The following is a 15,570-nucleotide window of genomic DNA, read 5'->3' as shown; positions in this document are numbered from 1 at the left end:
ATTAACCAAAAAGAAGATCGTTTTTTGATTTATGAAAGAGATCTAATATTCACTCGGTCTAAAAACGAAAAGAAATAGGCAATAAACAAAATAGGTAAAATTTTCCAAAACAGCTTCGTCAGCAATTGCTGCTTTTCTAGCTCACTCGCATTGGAAAGTGTAATGTTCGACGTTAGTTGGTTATCCATACCAAACCCCTCATCTCTAGCTTCTCAGCTAAACAAAAATATTATCCAATTAGCAAATCATTTGCCAATGAGTAAAAGTTAATATATTAACTAATATTAATCAATAGCTAGAACAATAAATTTTTCTTATGAGTTTTATAAATAAAAAGCAGTATCAGCAGATATGAGGTAGATCGGTTTGCAGACAAACTGAAAGCGTAATAACAAAACTTTGCCACAGCATGAAAGATAAATATTTGCAATAAAGCTGAGCTAGCTAAATGCCTCAGCAAAAAGTGATGCAGCTTGAAATAATAAGCACACAGAAGCTGGGCGCTGCCATATACGGCGCACCCAATGCAAACTGTTTTAACTAGACTCTATAAATAACGTTAGTTTGCACCAATGCTCTTGGATAACTCTAAGATTTTGGCAGAAAGATAGTCTTGAATCTGATCTTGCTGTTCCAGCAGTAAATGACTGACATGGAAAATGGTAATGACAAACTGCACTTCCTCAGAAATACTAAATACAGGGATACTAATTGAGCTTAGTCCACGGCTTGGACGGTCAATCATCACTGTCAGCGGTTCTTCACGCTGCGTTTTTATACGCTGTAAAAAATCCTGTTTTTCCTTTTGACTGAGCTTCTGTCCTGAGCTGCGCATGCTGTCCAGCTCTAAAGCTTGTTTAAGCAAATGTTCTGGAATGTATTTAGCAAAAGTGTTGCCAATAGAACTATTCACCAATGTCATTACAGAACCCACACGGATCTGAGAGTAAACACTGCGGGATGGGTCAAAAGTTTTAATCACGGTTGGCCCCAATGAGCCCCAAATACTCACCGCTGTCCCAAAGCCTGTTTTATAATTAATCGCCTTAGCGGTTTTACAGGCCTCTTCTACTGGATCTAAAGCGTTTAAGGCGCGAAAGGATAAATCTAAAGCCAAACTGCCGACTTCATATTCATTATTTTCAGTCTTATGCAATAAGCCAATCCGCGTCAGGCTAACCAAATATCGGAAGATTTTCGCGGGGCTTTCATTCAGCTGCTGGGCAATTTCTTTTAAGCTTAAACGTGACTGATTTTTGCAAAATAACTCTAAAACCTGTGCCGTATAGTCAATACTTTGAATGCCTGCATTTTCATTTAAATCATGCATAGCTGCTCTCCTGCAAATCACGGGCAGCAACTTTTAATTCAACCAAGATTTGCTGAATTTTTTCTGGGCTTAAATACTGTGTTTTGGCAAAGGCGGTGATGGCAAAACTGATTTGTCCTGCGCTGTTAAAAACAGGCACTGCATAACTGCTAATACCGGGTGTAGGCGTATCAATCAATGCGGAATAGCCCAAAGCTCGAATGTCAGCTAAATCCCGCTGAAATACAGGATCTAAAAACTGTTCCTGCTCTGGCAAAAAGGCTTTTTGAAGTAACAAGTTTTCTTCTGCATGTACAGATTTATAAGCTGCAAAGAGACGGCCCGTCGCGGTGCTCAGCGCCATTTTATTGCCTAAACGGAAACCCAAGTTAAAGAAGCCAGCAAACTCCTTATAAAACACCACCGTCGGGCCATTTAAATCTGACCACAGTGAGGTAAAGACATTCACTTCGTGTTTTTCAGCTATTTGAGTCAGTAAATGACGTGACTGTGCGACAACTTCATTTTGGCTGATTTTAGCAATGCCCAAACGCAAGCTAAGCGCACCCGCTTCAAATTCGAGTGTGCTTTCATTGCGCTTGAGCAGGCCTGTACGCTGTAAGCTAATGAGATATTTATAAGCAGAACCAGGTGCAAGCCCCAAAGTTTCAGCAATTTCACTCAAAGAAAGTGATTTTTTTGACCTGCATATCAAGTTTAATATTTCACCTGATAATTCAACTGTCTGAATCCCTCGCTGCTGGCCAGCCATCCCTGCTCCTCTATACAATAATTCTTAAAATTTAAACAACTTAAAGTTTAAGCTCATACTAAACAGATCAAGCAGGAAAAGGAATAGCCTTTATAGCCTGCGAACCTATACAGTTAAATAACCGCCATCTACAGGCAAGATGCAACCCGTCACATAGCTGGCCGCGTCCGAGCATAAAAATGCCACTGGCCCAGCAAGTTCAGCTGGTTGGCCCATACGGTTCATTGGCACATGGCGTAAATATCCTTCCAATGCCGCTGGATTTTCACGTGTCGCCTCAGTCATTGGTGTTTCAATCACACCCGGAGCAATCGCATTGACACGGATATGGTATTTGGCCAATTCTGCTGCCAGTGTACGGGTCATTTGTGCCACTGCACCTTTAGAAATGGCATATGCAGTTGCGCCTGTGGCTGCTACAAAAGACTGAATTGAAGCAACATTAACAATATTGCCTTGAGTCTTTTTCAGCGACTCAAATAAAGCATTAATCAGATAATAACTGCCCTTTACATTCACATCGATGGTATCGCTTAAATCTTGAATAGACGTTGCAGACTCAAAGTTGCTGCGGCGTAAAATTCCGGCATTATTTACCAATACATCAATATCGCCAATCGTGTCATACACTGCTTTGGCAAAATCTTGACAGCACTGCTGCTCTGCCACGTTCAGAGCAAAAGCATATGCTCTCCCGCCTGCTGTCTCAATCTCATTTTTTACATTTTGCAGTTTTTCATAGTTCATATCTGCCAAAATGACTGTTGCACCAAGCTGTGCTAGCTTCTTAGCAATCGCTTCACCATTACCCTGCGCTGCGCCTGTTACCACAATTTTCTTTTGCAATAAATCAAACATGTTCATCATCCTTGTATATATTCAGCCATGCATGCTGATTTCATTTTTTAAAATGTATTCTTCACCAAAAAAACGCACTGTGCCGTCTTGAATAAAATGCCCAATATCATGAGAAATTTCTTCACGGCCACGCTCACTGTCAAAATAACGGTTCTGAATACTGTCCAAATCGGGGAAATGCAGATCTGATAAACCGCGAATTTTTGGGGAATGCTCGGTAATGACCTGATCGACCCAATGCTGTGCATACCTAGACAAGCCAATATGCACTTTGGCAGCTAAATTTGAGTGATGCGCCCACATACGCTTCGCTGCTGTATCTGGCAAATCCTCATATAAAAATAAGCCGCGCATAATTTTGATACCCGGCACTTGTGCCGTAGCAGATTCAAGAACTTGCCGATTTAGCACTTCGGTATCGATAATTTGATAGATATGCATCTTTGCAACTTTTTCTTGAAGCACTTGCTGCAAGGACTGCAACAGATCAACTGTATTACATTGCAGATGCGGCCAAAGTTGAACCACAACATCCAGTGCGTCACCTTGCAGGGATTCAGACTGGCCATAGGGCAACAGCTGAATCTCTGTCAATGCCAAGTTCACAATGACTTTTTGCAGCGATGCTGCTTGAGCAAGGCTTGGCCCCCACTCATGCAAACACCAATGCCGAAACTGCTGAACTTGACGAGGATGAGCCTGCAATTGAATCATTATTTGCATACTGCACCCTCCTATTTAGACTGCCTCAGCGCTGCGCTTTGCAGTCTCTACCGCTGGATTATTGTCCTGACCTTTGGCAATAAATAGGCCTGTTTGATAGCCAAACACTAATGCAGGACCCAGGGTAATACCCGCACCTGGATAGTTGCCGCCCATAATACTGGTCGCATCATTACCCACAGAATATAGACCAGCAACTGCCTTGCCCGACTGATCCAGCACGCGGCTGTGACGGTCTACTGGCAATCCTGCATATGTACCAATATCACCCGGATGCAGCTGAACCGCATAGAATGGACCTTGCTCAATAGGTTTTAAGCATGGGTTTGGCATGTGCAACGGGTCACCTTGGTAGCGGTTATAGGCTTTAGAGCCTTTGCCAAAATCTGGGTCTTGTCCAATTTTTGCCAGTGGGTTGAACTTCTGAATGGTTTCCTCAAGGCCTTTCACATCAATGCCGCAATTTTTTGCCAGCTCTGCAATGCTATTGCCTTTTTTCAGATAACCAGATTTTAAATGCTTGCCGATTGGCAGCGGCTGCGGCGGTACAGAACCTAAGCCATACATACGCAGGGTTTTACGGTCACAAATCAGCCATGATGTAATTTGACCATCAATGTTGGCGCCATTAATCATGCCCTGTACAAAATCGTGATAAGAGTTGGCTTCATTGACAAAGCGCTTACCCTTTTTATTGACTGCAATCACGCCCGGCTTGGCACGGTCAATAAAGTGCGGCATGACGCCCGTTGTGCCATCCTTACGTTTTACCAAAGATACCGGCGCCCACGCTGCGGCATTCGGCAAACAGGTATCGACAGCCACATTCAGCTTTTCAGCCATGGCAATACTGTCGCCTGTATTGGTTTCCGTGGTTGGTGACCAATGTTCTAAACCAGTCGGTGTATGTCCATATAAACGTTGACGCAGTTCTACATTATGCGGGAAACCACCTGCGGCCAAAACCACAGCTTTCGATGCATTGAGGACGATTTCCTGACCCGCAGATTGTGCGATTACACCAGCCACTTTACCATCTTTTAAAATCAATTCTTTGGCAGCTGTGTCGACCAATACTGGAATATTTAGATCCAATGCAGTTTTTGCCAAACGCCCCGCCAAGGCATTACCGTTCGTCAGCAGCATGCCGCGGCCATATTTCATGCATTCTGCAAAGTGCGTCGAAAAACGCTTAAAGGTGTAAATAGCGGACTCTAAAGAACGCGTCGCTTTCATAAAGTGGCGTAAATCTGCACCTGAACCAATCATCATGCCAAATACAGTTAATTCTGGCAGCGGTGGCTCTAACAGCGCTAAGCGGTCACCCAACTCACGTGCATCAAATGGACGCGTCACCATAGACCGACCGCCCTGCATTGTGCCCGGTGCTTCTGCATGATAGTCAGGGAATGTCAGCGGCATATCAAACTGCACCACTGTATTTTTAGTGAAAAAATCTACCGCGTCATAACAGTGATTTACAAATGAATCGACACGCGCTTCGTTATACGCCGCACCGCCTTCATGTTTCAAATAAGCTTTAACTGCTGCTGGTGAGTCATCATGACCGTAATTTTTACCCAGCTGCGTGCATGGCACCCATAACCAACCGCCAGAGCGCGCTGTTGTACCGCCGTAGTTTTTCGACTTTTCTATGACTGCGACATTTAAGCCTAATAATTTTGCCGTAATCGCTGTCGACATGCCTGATGCGCCAGAACCGACCACCACGACATCAAAATCAAAATTCTTTTCCATGTTCACTCCCGAGAACCTTAATTGTTCCTTATTCAGCATCACTTGCCATATAATTAAGATATTAAATATTAATTATCCTATTAGCAAGTGTTTTACTTATATATAAACCGTATAAAAAAACTGCCGAAGCAGTTTTAGTGTAAAAATCAAATATTAAATACCAATCAGATCTTTCAGCATTTTTTTGAACAATGCTTTATCTTGATCAGAATACGCGCCAAATACATCCTGCTGATGGCTCTCTGCAATCTGATAGAGCATTTGCGCACTTTGAACGCCTTGCGCTGTCAATTCATAAGAATGGCCCGTATCCGTCATCAATCCCTTACGCACCAAAATTTCAGTGGCCTGTTCAATTTCACGGATCGGCATCGCTACTTCGCGCTGCAAATCATCTTTAGAAGTCGCTGTTTTACTTTCCAAAACCAAAAGCAAACGCGCTTCACTGGTCCGAAAACCTGATGCCAGCTGTTTTGGCTGATAATCATTGGTATAAGCACGTACCGCCTGAGTCAGCAAGTAATACATATTGTCGTATAAGCGCCCTGGGAAAATTTCCGCAGGCGTTGCAGCTTTGGCATTTAAGCTCGGATGCGGCAGAACTGAAGAATATGCACCTTGATGATACAGCAGCGGCGAACGGCCATTGTCTTGGAAATTCACCACATGGCCTAAAATAATCCAGTGGTCGCCGCCTTCAATAATATTAAAGCGTTCACACTCAAATACTGCCGAGCATTCTTTGAGCAGCGGTGCATTGCCCGCGCCCAATTCAAAATCTACATTGGCATATTTGTCATCTTTAGAGCGGGCAAATTTATTGGATAATTCAATTTGATCTGCAGACAAAATATTCACTGCAAAATGCGTTGCTTGTTCAAAGACTGCAAAACTTGAAGAACGCTTATCAATGCTCCACAAAATCAAAGGCGGATCTAAAGACACGGAGTTAAAGCTATTTGCCGTCACGCCTACTTTTTCGCCTTGCGCATTTTGCGCCGTCATAATGGTCACGCCTGTGGCAAAATTCCCTAAAGCGCGGCGGAAAGCTTTTGCATCAAAGCCAATTTCTGGCTGAATATTCATTGAATTCATCTGGGCTCTCCTTGCCTTAAACCATGGTTGGATCTGGTTCTAGACCCATCAATTCACGTCCTAAAATCTGTGCGCAAACATCATAATCGGTGTACGCATGTGCTCCTGTCATATGTGAATCACGGAATAAACGCTGCATTTCCTGACCATCCAGCCAGCTGGTCGCGCCCGCTGCTGCAAATAAGCGGTCTACCGCTTCTATACACATTTTCACGGCATAAGCTTGATTGGTACGCCAAAATGCTAACGTTTCTTTTGCAGGATAAATCTTGTTTTCACCATGCATACGGTGATCTTCCCAAGTTTTTTCCAAGAATGCGCGTGCTGCAGCCACCTGATGTGTAGATTCTGCCAAACGCATGAGCGCTGGAGTCGATGCACCAAGGTTGGCGCCCGTATAAGCACGGATACGTGTTTTCTGCTTTTCTTTAAATGCTTCCAGCATACGTTCTGCAACACCTAAACTTACTGCAGAGAAACCGCTGGCAAAATATGGACGGTATGGGGAGTAGAAAATTTTGCTGTCTGGGTAAAGACCAAAACCAGCAGACTTGCCTTCCATCATGTCTTTGGCTTTTTGGATTTGATATTCTGGAATAAATAAGTCACGAATCTGCAGCTGCTTAGAACCGCTGCTCTTGATGGCGCCTGCAAACCAGTTGTCATGAATCACATAATCTTTACGCGGAATGACACCGAAGCAGTAAATTTTGTTGCCTTCTGCATCAAAACGGTTAAAGCCCACAATCGCATATTCTGCATGGTCACAGCCGCTGCTCCAGCCATAATCGCCATTTAATTTAATGCCGCCTTCAACTTCTTCCACTTTACCAAAGGGCGCAATCGAACTGCTGGCTGTCGCATCTGGATTGTTCAGCCAGATTTCGTCTTGCAGCTGTTTAGGGAATAGCGCAATTTGATGACTGTGCGTGCACAGCAAACTGAAAGCCCAAGCGGTGCCGGCACACGCGCCTGCCAAAGTCACGATACAGTTGGCAAAGTCAGGCAGGCTCATTTCCAAACCGCCATATGCCTTTGGCTGAAAGGCACGGTGAAAACCAATTTCTTTCAACAGCGCAATATTTTCGTCTGGGACTTTACGCAGCTGTTCTGCATGCTCGGCATTGGCCGCAATTTGAGGAAGGATCTGTTTAATTTTTTCCAGCATACTGCGTTCAGCAGCAACCGGCGCTTTTGCCTCAACATAGCTCATTTTAAAATGATCCAGTGCTTGATCATCCAGACCTAAAGAAGCAGTGTCTGCATTAAAATCGATGGTATTTTCCATATCTTCCGTTCCTTTTACCTCGCACTTTCAATTCTGAAAGTACCGAGCGCTGTAAATCCTTATATAGCAGGCAATACTGCTGGGTTGACCTCATTATTCAAGAATATTCAGTAAACTTTAATGTATTTTTCCGACTTAAAATTGCACTTTTAAAATTACACATATGATAAATATTTTCCAATAGGATAATTTTAAACTTTAGTCGCACAAAAAAAGGCCCCTAATGAATAGGGGCTGATATAGGCTTGGGTAACCTACCTAAAAGTTAGTAGGTAACTCGCGATCCAATTGAGTTAATACGCAGGCTTAAAAATATTGCGAATGTTAATTTCAAACAGCGATTGCATGCACTGTGCATGATTTGGCGACAAGATACCGTTATGCACAATCCCCATCCAAATAGGCGCTAGAATTAAAAGGGTCAATACTTCAGGATTGCTTTCTGGCGGCAACTCTTTGCGTTCTATCGCAATCCGAATCAATTTTTGCAGTTCAACCTGCCCTGGCTGATAAATTTTTTGCGAATACAATTCACGAATGTGTTCGAAATTTTTACCTTCACTCAAAATTAAACGGGCAATGTTGGCGCGTCCTGCCGACTCTATATTGTCGATTGCAGGCATCATCTGCTGCAAAATAAAATCTGCCACGGAGACATCAGGGCTGAGTTCATCACTTTGAATCGGGTGATAGGTATCTTCAATTAAATAATCAATGACCCCTTCAAACAGCTTTTCCTTGGTTTCAAAATAAGAATAAATCGTGCCCTTTCCAAGCCCTGCCGCAACGGCAATCGAGGCTATTTTACTGTTGGCATAACCTAAATGATTAAATTCATTTAAAGCAGCAACAATAATTTTTTTGCGGGTTTCAGCTGTTTTTTCAACTGAAGGGCTGCGCTTTTTCATGCAATAAATCGTCCTGATTCAAAAAAATTAAATTGACCTCTAGGTCAGTTTTACAATAAAATCGACCCACAGGTCAATTTTAACATAAAATCTATGCAGCCTTCAGCCACATATTTCGAATACATCATACTGTGTTTATGCCTTTGTTTGGGGGTACTCAGTACTGCACTGGCAAGCCCGCTTTATTCCATTTATATGGAAAACTGGCACATCAGCACCACAGAAATTGGCTATGCCTTTATTGCCTACATGGTAGGCGTTGTGTTCAGCTTACTGTTTTTAAATGGGTTAAGTGCCAAATATGGTTATAAAAAAACCGTCATGGCTGGCTTAGTCATCAGTATTTTATCGTTAGCTTATTCTGCATTGGCCAATAGCATTGTGCATTTATGTGCAGCTCGTTTTTTTATTGGGATTTCTTCGGGCTTACTCTCTACAGCAACGATTATTGGTCTTGCGCAAAAGTATCCATTTAAACGCAAAGAAAATGCTGGCAAGATTTCTTCAATAATTACGGTATTTGGTTTTGGACTTGGCCCTTTAGTCGGCGGGATTTTGGCAGATCATAGTCAGTCTCCGCTAAGTACGCCCTATTGGATTATCGCGGCCATCTCTACCATCGCACTCTGTGCTTGCCCGCTCATCAAATACCGTCCTATTCCGCTGACTGCGTCAAAGCAAGCAGCCATTTGGAATATTCCTGCATCGCCGCTGCATAAAAAGATTTTCTTTCCCTGCGCTATGACCGCGGTTTGCTGTTTTGGCATGTTCAGCCTCTATGCGGCCCTTGCGGGTACCTTTATTAAAGCTTTACCTGTTGCTCAATCTGCAACTCTTACTGGCTTTTCCATCTCTATCATTTTGTTTATTTCGACATTTACTCAGCTCATTTGTAAAAGCTTAAAAGAAGCCACCAGTATGATTATTGGACTCTGCCTAACCTTATTTGGCTGTATGTCTTTAATGCTGGCGCAATATACGCATTTAAATATCTGGCTCATCAGCAGTATTTTAGCCGTTGGGATTGGTCATGGCCTGTGTTTAAGTCCTACTTATTACTTAGTAGGTTTAATGACACAAAAAGAACCGCCTGCGATTTTCTCAACATTCCTGCTGCTGGGTTATCAAGGCACCATTTGGCCAGTACTGCTTTCAAGTGTACTGATTGACCATTTTGGCATCATGCTGTCTTTGGCAGTCTTTTCACTGCTGATTTTCGTCGTGGCAATATGGATTTTGTCTCATTTACAATCGATTAAACACAGTCCGCTCAGCGCAGCCAAGATCTAATGTTTTCGTCACTCAAGTTCATTGATTCTCTGCAAAAAATGGACTTGTAAAAAAGCTGGGATAAACCCAGCTTTTTCATGGCAACACATTCGCGCTTAATCACTATATACACGCTTGGCTTTTTCTTTGCTGAAGGTAAATGCAGATTCATTTTGCAAATCTTCATGATCAGGCCCTAAAGGAATACCTGAACGGTCTTTCAGTAAAATGGTCGCAATTAAACCCACCATTGTCATTCCAGCTAAGTAGAAGCCAACAGAATCAGTCGAGCCAGTTGTACTCACCAGCCATGATGCAATTAATGGTGAAAATGCACCGCCCAAAATCGCGCCCAGCGCATAAGAAATGGAAACGCCAGAAAAACGGATCGACGCAGGAAACAGCTCAGAATAAAAAGCAGATTGAGCGCCATAAGTCATGCCAATACCAACTGCCAAGAAACATAGTCCCAATGAAACAGACCAAATTTCACCAATATTCACCAGCGGGAACAGGGCAATAACGCCCAAAAGCTGCACAATAAAGCCATAAATATACGTCTGACGGCGGCCAATTTTGTCTGATAACCCGCCTGAGAACCATGTAAAAATAAGCCAAATAGCCGCAGAGATCGTAACACTAATCAGAATTGGGGTCCGCGGTAAAGCCAAAGGACCTTCTGGGTTTGTAGTGTAGTTTTGAATAAAACCGCCCGTCGTCATATAGCCAATTGCGCTATTACCAGCAAAGACCAAAGCAGCAACAACCACCAAGGCAGCATGGTTTCTGAATAAATCTTTGATGGGTGTCTTAGATGCAGACTTACGCTCTTTAATTTCTTCAAATACTGGACTTTCTTCTACAGACTTACGCAGCCAATGACCCAAAAACAACAGCACAATACTGAATAGAAAAGGAATACGCCAACCCCATTCCATAAAGGCTTCACCTGGGGCAATCACACCGCTCATCAAAGCAAACATACCAGAAGCCAGCAATAATCCTAAAGGCACACCAATTTGCGGGAAGGAACCAAATCGGCCACGTTTATGTGTAGGTGCATGTTCAACCGCCATGAGTACTGCACCGCCCCATTCACCTCCAGCAGACAATCCTTGCAAAATACGAAGCACCAATAGCAATATTGGCGCCCAAAGACCAATTGTTTCGTAGGTAGGCAAAAGTCCAATCAAAGCCGTAGAAAGCCCCATGACCACTAATGTTGCAACCAACACTGCACGGCGGCCATAAATATCGCCAAAATAACCTGCAAGGAATGCGCCCAAGGGACGGAAAAGAAAACTTAAACCAACGGTCGCAAATGCCAGCATGGTGCCCAAGGACGAACCTGCTGGTGAGAAAAATAATGTTTTAAATACAAGACCTGCAGCAGCAGCGTAAATAAAGAAGTCATACCATTCAACCGTTGTTCCGATAATTGTTGCAAAGGCAACCTTACGGTCATTGGCAGACATTTTATTGCTATCTTGAACAGCATGTGCTGTAGACATGAGATGTCCCTCTCGAAAGGCTGATAAAAGATCAGGATGAGAAAATCCATCCAGCAAAAATGAATCTGCTGGCTCATCACTGTTTTAATTCGGATTCTGCGCGGGATAAGAAAATCACTTTCCTTTAAAACAAACAGCTACTTAGCGCATTTTAAGCTGTGAGCTGACCCAGCGTTTAACTGCTGCATATAGGCTGACCAGCGGATGAATAGCTGGAAATGGCGCCTCAGGATAATAGTGCCGCAGCAGCTCTGGGGTTAATGCTTCATGCATGCGGACCATTTGCATTGCATCAAAATCTGTAATGCGATTTTCCATAATCAAATCCCTGCTTTTTTCCTTGGATAACCTTATCCATGTCTATTTTTTAAATGATCTTCGATGTGCAATAAAGGTACTAAATTCAGTTTAAATTGCACTTTCCATGATCTGTATTTATCTCATTTTAAATCATCGAGTTGCTGACAGCTTAAAGGATAAATTTGTGTTTAAAATAACACATATATCAAGTGAAATTTATAGTAAATTAGCGCAATTTCAACGGATGCACCAGCATCAATGCAACCCGCTGTATCTGTTGAAAATACATCTGATAAAACTGCTGCCAACGATCTGCTTGGAAATCTGCCAATACACATGCATACTGCTCAGACCAAATGCTGAAAAACTACTGCCGCACATGCGGCAAGGCCGGCAACTGCGGGCGGTTGATCATTAGTGTGACATCACTGCGCTAAATCTAGACGGTGATTTTGCGTATAATGCAGAAACTTCGGCATCCGCATCATCAATGGACTGTGCTTTTTGCCCCAGTAGGCGCCGAATTGTGTTTGCGTTAGATCCTGACGGCGCTGAAATAACCCCATACGTTTAATCATGCAGTTCTATCCTTAAAATGCATTGATGACAAAAAACTAAAAACAATTGAAAATTTGGAAAAAAATAAGGACCCGAAGATCCTTATTTTGAATATCAATATAAAATGCAGTTCAGGCTTAGATGCCCATACACATATATTTAATTTCCATGTAGTCTTCAATACCGTATTTTGAACCTTCACGGCCTGAGCCTGATTCTTTAATACCGCCAAACGGCGCAACTTCAGTCGAAATTAGACCTTCGTTAATGCCAACCATGCCGTATTCCAGCGCTTCACCTACTTTCCAAGCGCGGCTGAGGCTTTCGGTATAGATGTACGATGCCAAACCAAATTCTGTGTCATTGGCCATCTGAATCGCTTCAGCATCTGTACTGAATTTAAAGACTGGCGCAAGCGGCGCAAAGGTTTCATCTTTAGCCACCAGCATGTCTTGAGTTACCCCTGACAATACCGTTGGTTCAAAGAAAGTATGACCGAGTGCATGACGCTTGCCGCCCGCTACAATGGTCGCGCCTTTGCCTACAGCATCTGCAATATGCTCTTCAATTTTCTCTACCGATTTTTCATTAATCAGTGGGCCTTGTTCTGCACCTTGCTCAAAAGCTGGCGCAACTTTTAGCTTATTCACTTCTGCAACCAGCTTTTCGAGGAAGGCATCATGTATGCTTTCATGCGCCAAAATGCGGTTGGTGCAGACACAGGTTTGACCAGAGTTACGGAATTTAGATGCAATTGCACCTTGTACAGCTTTGTCTAAATCTGCATCTTCAAACACGATAAATGGCGCGTTGCCGCCCAGCTCCATGCTGACTTTTTTCATGGTTGAAGAACATTGTTCCATCAACAATTTGCCTACACCCGTTGAACCTGTGAAAGAAACTTTTTTCACTACTGGATGCGTTGTCAGAACACTGCCAATTTCACGTGAACTGCCTGTTACCACATTCACCACACCTTTAGGAATGCCCGCCTGTTCTGCTAAAGCCACCAATGCCAATGCAGACAGCGGTGTTTCAGATGCAGGTTTAATAATCACCGTACAGCCAGCTGCCAATGCAGGGCCAACTTTACGGGTAATCATAGCATTTGGAAAATTCCACGGCGTAATGGCTGCAACTACACCGACAGGCTGTTTAATCACAACCAAACGGCGGCCTTGTTTGTCATGTGGAATCACATCACCATAAGTACGTTTTGCTTCTTCTGCAAACCATTCAATAAAGCTTGCGCCATATAAAATTTCACCGCGGCTTTCGGTAATCGGCTTGCCTTGTTCTGTACTTAAAATAACAGCCAAATCTTCTTGGTTTTCCACAATCAGATTGAACCAAGTTCGTAACAATGCTGAGCGTTCTTTCGCTGTTTTTTGTTTCCAGCCCTCCAACGCAGCTTCAGCAGCTTGTACAGCTTGCTCAACCTGTGCAGCAGATACACTTGGCACACGGCCGACAATTTCATCTGTTGCAGGGTTAGTGACTGGCAAACTTTTACCATCATCTGCATCCAGCCATTCGCCATTAATATAAACTTGCTGTTTAAGCAGTTCAGTATTTTTAAGCTGCATCTATATTCTCCTTAATAGACGCTCGGTGCTGCATTTTCTACAGGCGCCGCGCCTTCTTTAAATTTTGCCAGCAGCTGATTCATGGATTTCATGAGCAAACTGGTGTCTACGCCTACAGCAACAAATTCAGTTCCTAGCGCTAAGTATTGTTTTGCCAGCTTTTCATCGGCAGACAAAATACCTGCGGCTTTACCTGCGGCACGGATTTTATTGATGCTGGAAATAATAATTTCCTGCACGTCCGGATGACATGGATTACCGCGGTGGCCTAGCGCTGCTGACAAATCTGCAGGACCGATAAATACGCCGTCCACACCGTCAACCTGCAAAATTGCATCTAAATTTTCCAAGCCTTTTTTCGACTCGATCTGCACAATGACACAGATTTGTTCATCAGCATCGTTCAAATAAGTTGTTAAATTGTTCCAGCGTGATGCGCGTGCCAATGCAGAACCCACACCGCGAATACCTTCTGGCGGATAGCGGGTTGCGCTAACCATCAACTTTGCTTGTTCTGCAGACTCAACCATTGGAATCAGCAGCGTTTGCGCGCCAATATCCAGCAGCTGCTTAATCAATCCTACATCACCCGTGACAGGACGGACAACCGCTTGGCTTTTATAAGCTGCAATTGACTGCAATTGATGCAAAATTGTGCGCAAATCGTTTGGTGCGTGCTCACCATCAATCAGCAGCCAGTCAAAATTGGCATTGGCTGCGATTTCTGCCGCATAGCCATCTGCCATGCCTAACCACATACCAATTTGCTGTTGGGTTTTCAGTTTTTGCTTAAAGTAGTTGGTTGTATCTAACATTGCCCTTTCTCCTTAAACAAAACGGAACGCGATTGAACCCAGCTGATCATAATCAACATGGAAGGTATCGCCTGGGCGCGCTGCCACTGGACGCGTGAATGAACCGCCAAGAATAATCTGCCCCGCTTTAAGCGTTACACCATGCGGATGCAGTTTATTGGCCAGCCATGCAACACCTTTTACAGGGTTGTTGAGTACTGCCGCCGATACGCCTGATTCTTCAATCACACCGTTGCGGTACAAAATGGCAGAAATACGGCGCAAATCCAGCTCATGTGGCTTAATAGGACGGCCGCCTAAAACGATGCCTGCATTGGCTGCGTTGTCAGAAATTGTGTCAAAAACTTTGCGGGTAATGCCCGTTTCAGGATCGGTGTTATGCAGACGTGCGTCGATAATTTCTATGGCTGGGATAACATAATCCGTTGCATCGAGCACATCGAAAATCGTGCAGTTCGGGCCTGTTAAGTCTTTGCCTAAAATAAATGCCAGCTCAACTTCAACACGCGGCACAATAAAGCGCTCAAATGGAATGTCTGAACCCTCTTCAAACTGCATATCATCCAACAGCGCACCATAGTCTGGTTCAGTAATATTTGAAGAGACTTGCATTGCGCGAGACGTTAAACCGATTTTATGTCCGATTAATTTACGGCCTTCTGCAATTTTATGCGCTACCCATTCTTTCTGAATGGCATAGGCATCTTCAATAGTCATTTCTGGGTATTGCAAAGAAAACTGACGCATTTGCGTATTGGTTTTTTCAGCTTCATCTAGCTGCAGCGCCAGCGATTTAATTTTGTCTTGATCTAGCATATGA

Annotated in this window: 16 protein-coding genes; 1 reads left to right on the top strand and 15 read right to left on the bottom strand. The window is 43.5% G+C overall.

Annotated features, from left to right (window positions below):
• Positions 1-29: 29 nt before the first annotated feature.
• The 9 genes from OKC24_RS16580 to OKC24_RS16540 all read right to left on the bottom strand — a co-directional run bounded on the left by OKC24_RS16580 (position 30) and on the right by OKC24_RS16540 (position 8,711).
• Complete coding sequence (locus tag OKC24_RS16580; protein WP_265466031.1) at positions 30-188, bottom strand: hypothetical protein; 159 nt, start codon at positions 186-188, stop codon at positions 30-32.
• A 371-nt stretch (positions 189-559) separates the two neighbouring features.
• Entirely contained in the window at positions 560-1,330 is a 771-nt protein-coding gene (locus OKC24_RS16575; protein ID WP_131277474.1) for a helix-turn-helix domain-containing protein, read from the bottom strand.
• Positions 1,323-2,081, bottom strand: a complete 759-nt coding sequence (locus OKC24_RS16570) for an IclR family transcriptional regulator (RefSeq protein ID WP_131277476.1) — start codon at positions 2,079-2,081, stop codon at positions 1,323-1,325. The genes OKC24_RS16575 and OKC24_RS16570 overlap by 8 nt, the downstream gene beginning before the upstream one ends.
• 105 nt (positions 2,082-2,186) lie before the next feature.
• Positions 2,187-2,939 (bottom strand): SDR family NAD(P)-dependent oxidoreductase, encoded by a 753-nt coding sequence (locus OKC24_RS16565; protein WP_131277478.1) that lies wholly within the window; start codon positions 2,937-2,939, stop codon positions 2,187-2,189.
• Positions 2,940-2,960: 21 nt separating this feature from the next.
• Positions 2,961-3,662 (bottom strand): hypothetical protein, encoded by a 702-nt coding sequence (locus tag OKC24_RS16560; RefSeq protein WP_131277480.1) that lies wholly within the window; start codon positions 3,660-3,662, stop codon positions 2,961-2,963.
• Positions 3,663-3,677: 15 nt separating this feature from the next.
• On the bottom strand, positions 3,678-5,420 hold the full coding sequence (locus tag OKC24_RS16555) for an FAD-dependent oxidoreductase (RefSeq protein WP_131277482.1): 1,743 nt from the start codon (positions 5,418-5,420) through the stop codon (positions 3,678-3,680).
• 153 nt (positions 5,421-5,573) lie between these two features.
• Positions 5,574-6,515, bottom strand: coding sequence for a p-hydroxyphenylacetate 3-hydroxylase reductase component (locus OKC24_RS16550; RefSeq protein WP_131277484.1), 942 nt, complete (start codon positions 6,513-6,515; stop codon positions 5,574-5,576).
• A 16-nt stretch (positions 6,516-6,531) separates the two neighbouring features.
• The gene (locus OKC24_RS16545; protein WP_131277486.1) at positions 6,532-7,803 is read right to left on the bottom strand and encodes a p-hydroxyphenylacetate 3-hydroxylase oxygenase component; all 1,272 of its coding nucleotides are present in this window, start codon (positions 7,801-7,803) and stop codon (positions 6,532-6,534) included.
• A gap of 293 nt (positions 7,804-8,096) precedes the next feature.
• Positions 8,097-8,711, bottom strand: a complete 615-nt coding sequence (locus OKC24_RS16540) for a TetR/AcrR family transcriptional regulator (protein ID WP_131277488.1) — start codon at positions 8,709-8,711, stop codon at positions 8,097-8,099.
• A 93-nt stretch (positions 8,712-8,804) separates the two neighbouring features.
• Here OKC24_RS16540 and OKC24_RS16535 point away from each other — a divergent pair, with 93 nt between their 5' ends.
• Positions 8,805-10,001, top strand: coding sequence for an MFS transporter (locus tag OKC24_RS16535; RefSeq protein WP_265466030.1), 1,197 nt, complete (start codon positions 8,805-8,807; stop codon positions 9,999-10,001).
• A gap of 95 nt (positions 10,002-10,096) precedes the next feature.
• Here the strand turns inward: OKC24_RS16535 and OKC24_RS16530 are convergent, their stop codons facing one another.
• The 6 genes from OKC24_RS16530 to hpaH all read right to left on the bottom strand — a co-directional run bounded on the left by OKC24_RS16530 (position 10,097) and on the right by hpaH (position 15,566).
• Positions 10,097-11,491, bottom strand: a complete 1,395-nt coding sequence (locus OKC24_RS16530; protein WP_131277492.1) for an MFS transporter — start codon at positions 11,489-11,491, stop codon at positions 10,097-10,099.
• 141 nt (positions 11,492-11,632) lie between these two features.
• On the bottom strand, positions 11,633-11,809 hold the full coding sequence (locus OKC24_RS16525) for a hypothetical protein (RefSeq protein ID WP_165499145.1): 177 nt from the start codon (positions 11,807-11,809) through the stop codon (positions 11,633-11,635).
• Between the two features lie 407 nt (positions 11,810-12,216).
• Positions 12,217-12,369, bottom strand: a complete 153-nt coding sequence (locus OKC24_RS16520) for a hypothetical protein (protein WP_131277494.1) — start codon at positions 12,367-12,369, stop codon at positions 12,217-12,219.
• Positions 12,370-12,486: 117 nt separating this feature from the next.
• Positions 12,487-13,935 (bottom strand): NAD-dependent succinate-semialdehyde dehydrogenase, encoded by a 1,449-nt coding sequence (locus OKC24_RS16515; RefSeq protein WP_131277496.1) that lies wholly within the window; start codon positions 13,933-13,935, stop codon positions 12,487-12,489.
• 11 nt (positions 13,936-13,946) lie between these two features.
• Entirely contained in the window at positions 13,947-14,750 is an 804-nt protein-coding gene (gene hpaI, locus OKC24_RS16510; RefSeq protein WP_265466029.1) for a 4-hydroxy-2-oxoheptanedioate aldolase, read from the bottom strand.
• 12 nt (positions 14,751-14,762) lie between these two features.
• Entirely contained in the window at positions 14,763-15,566 is an 804-nt protein-coding gene (gene hpaH, locus OKC24_RS16505) for a 2-oxo-hept-4-ene-1,7-dioate hydratase (RefSeq protein WP_131277500.1), read from the bottom strand.
• Positions 15,567-15,570 lie beyond the last annotated feature (4 nt).

The sequence above is a fragment of the Acinetobacter entericus genome (assembly GCF_026168575.1).
Classification (GTDB): Bacteria; Pseudomonadota; Gammaproteobacteria; order Pseudomonadales; family Moraxellaceae; genus Acinetobacter; species Acinetobacter bouvetii.
The sequence above is the reverse complement of the archived record's forward strand: the minus strand, read 5'-3'. Positions and strand labels throughout refer to the sequence as shown.

What these genes read in the sequence shown, in the direction of transcription:
- OKC24_RS16575 (WP_131277474.1), bottom strand. Translation starts at nt 1,330, where the DNA reads ATGCATGATTTAAATGAAAATGCAGGCATTCAAAGTATTGACTATACG.
- OKC24_RS16525 (WP_165499145.1), bottom strand. Translation starts at nt 11,809, where the DNA reads ATGGAAAATCGCATTACAGATTTTGATGCAATGCAAATGGTCCGCATG.
- OKC24_RS16565 (WP_131277478.1), bottom strand. Translation starts at nt 2,939, where the DNA reads ATGTTTGATTTATTGCAAAAGAAAATTGTGGTAACAGGCGCAGCGCAG.
- OKC24_RS16530 (WP_131277492.1), bottom strand. Translation starts at nt 11,491, where the DNA reads ATGTCTACAGCACATGCTGTTCAAGATAGCAATAAAATGTCTGCCAAT.
- OKC24_RS16540 (WP_131277488.1), bottom strand. Translation starts at nt 8,711, where the DNA reads ATGAAAAAGCGCAGCCCTTCAGTTGAAAAAACAGCTGAAACCCGCAAA.
- hpaI (WP_265466029.1), bottom strand. Translation starts at nt 14,750, where the DNA reads ATGTTAGATACAACCAACTACTTTAAGCAAAAACTGAAAACCCAACAG.
- OKC24_RS16555 (WP_131277482.1), bottom strand. Translation starts at nt 5,420, where the DNA reads ATGGAAAAGAATTTTGATTTTGATGTCGTGGTGGTCGGTTCTGGCGCA.
- OKC24_RS16550 (WP_131277484.1), bottom strand. Translation starts at nt 6,515, where the DNA reads ATGAATTCAATGAATATTCAGCCAGAAATTGGCTTTGATGCAAAAGCT.
- OKC24_RS16545 (WP_131277486.1), bottom strand. Translation starts at nt 7,803, where the DNA reads ATGGAAAATACCATCGATTTTAATGCAGACACTGCTTCTTTAGGTCTG.
- OKC24_RS16560 (WP_131277480.1), bottom strand. Translation starts at nt 3,662, where the DNA reads ATGCAAATAATGATTCAATTGCAGGCTCATCCTCGTCAAGTTCAGCAG.
- OKC24_RS16515 (WP_131277496.1), bottom strand. Translation starts at nt 13,935, where the DNA reads ATGCAGCTTAAAAATACTGAACTGCTTAAACAGCAAGTTTATATTAAT.
- OKC24_RS16570 (WP_131277476.1), bottom strand. Translation starts at nt 2,081, where the DNA reads ATGGCTGGCCAGCAGCGAGGGATTCAGACAGTTGAATTATCAGGTGAA.
- OKC24_RS16520 (WP_131277494.1), bottom strand. Translation starts at nt 12,369, where the DNA reads ATGATTAAACGTATGGGGTTATTTCAGCGCCGTCAGGATCTAACGCAA.
- OKC24_RS16580 (WP_265466031.1), bottom strand. Translation starts at nt 188, where the DNA reads ATGGATAACCAACTAACGTCGAACATTACACTTTCCAATGCGAGTGAG.
- OKC24_RS16535 (WP_265466030.1), top strand. Translation starts at nt 8,805, where the DNA reads ATGCAGCCTTCAGCCACATATTTCGAATACATCATACTGTGTTTATGC.
- hpaH (WP_131277500.1), bottom strand. Translation starts at nt 15,566, where the DNA reads ATGCTAGATCAAGACAAAATTAAATCGCTGGCGCTGCAGCTAGATGAA.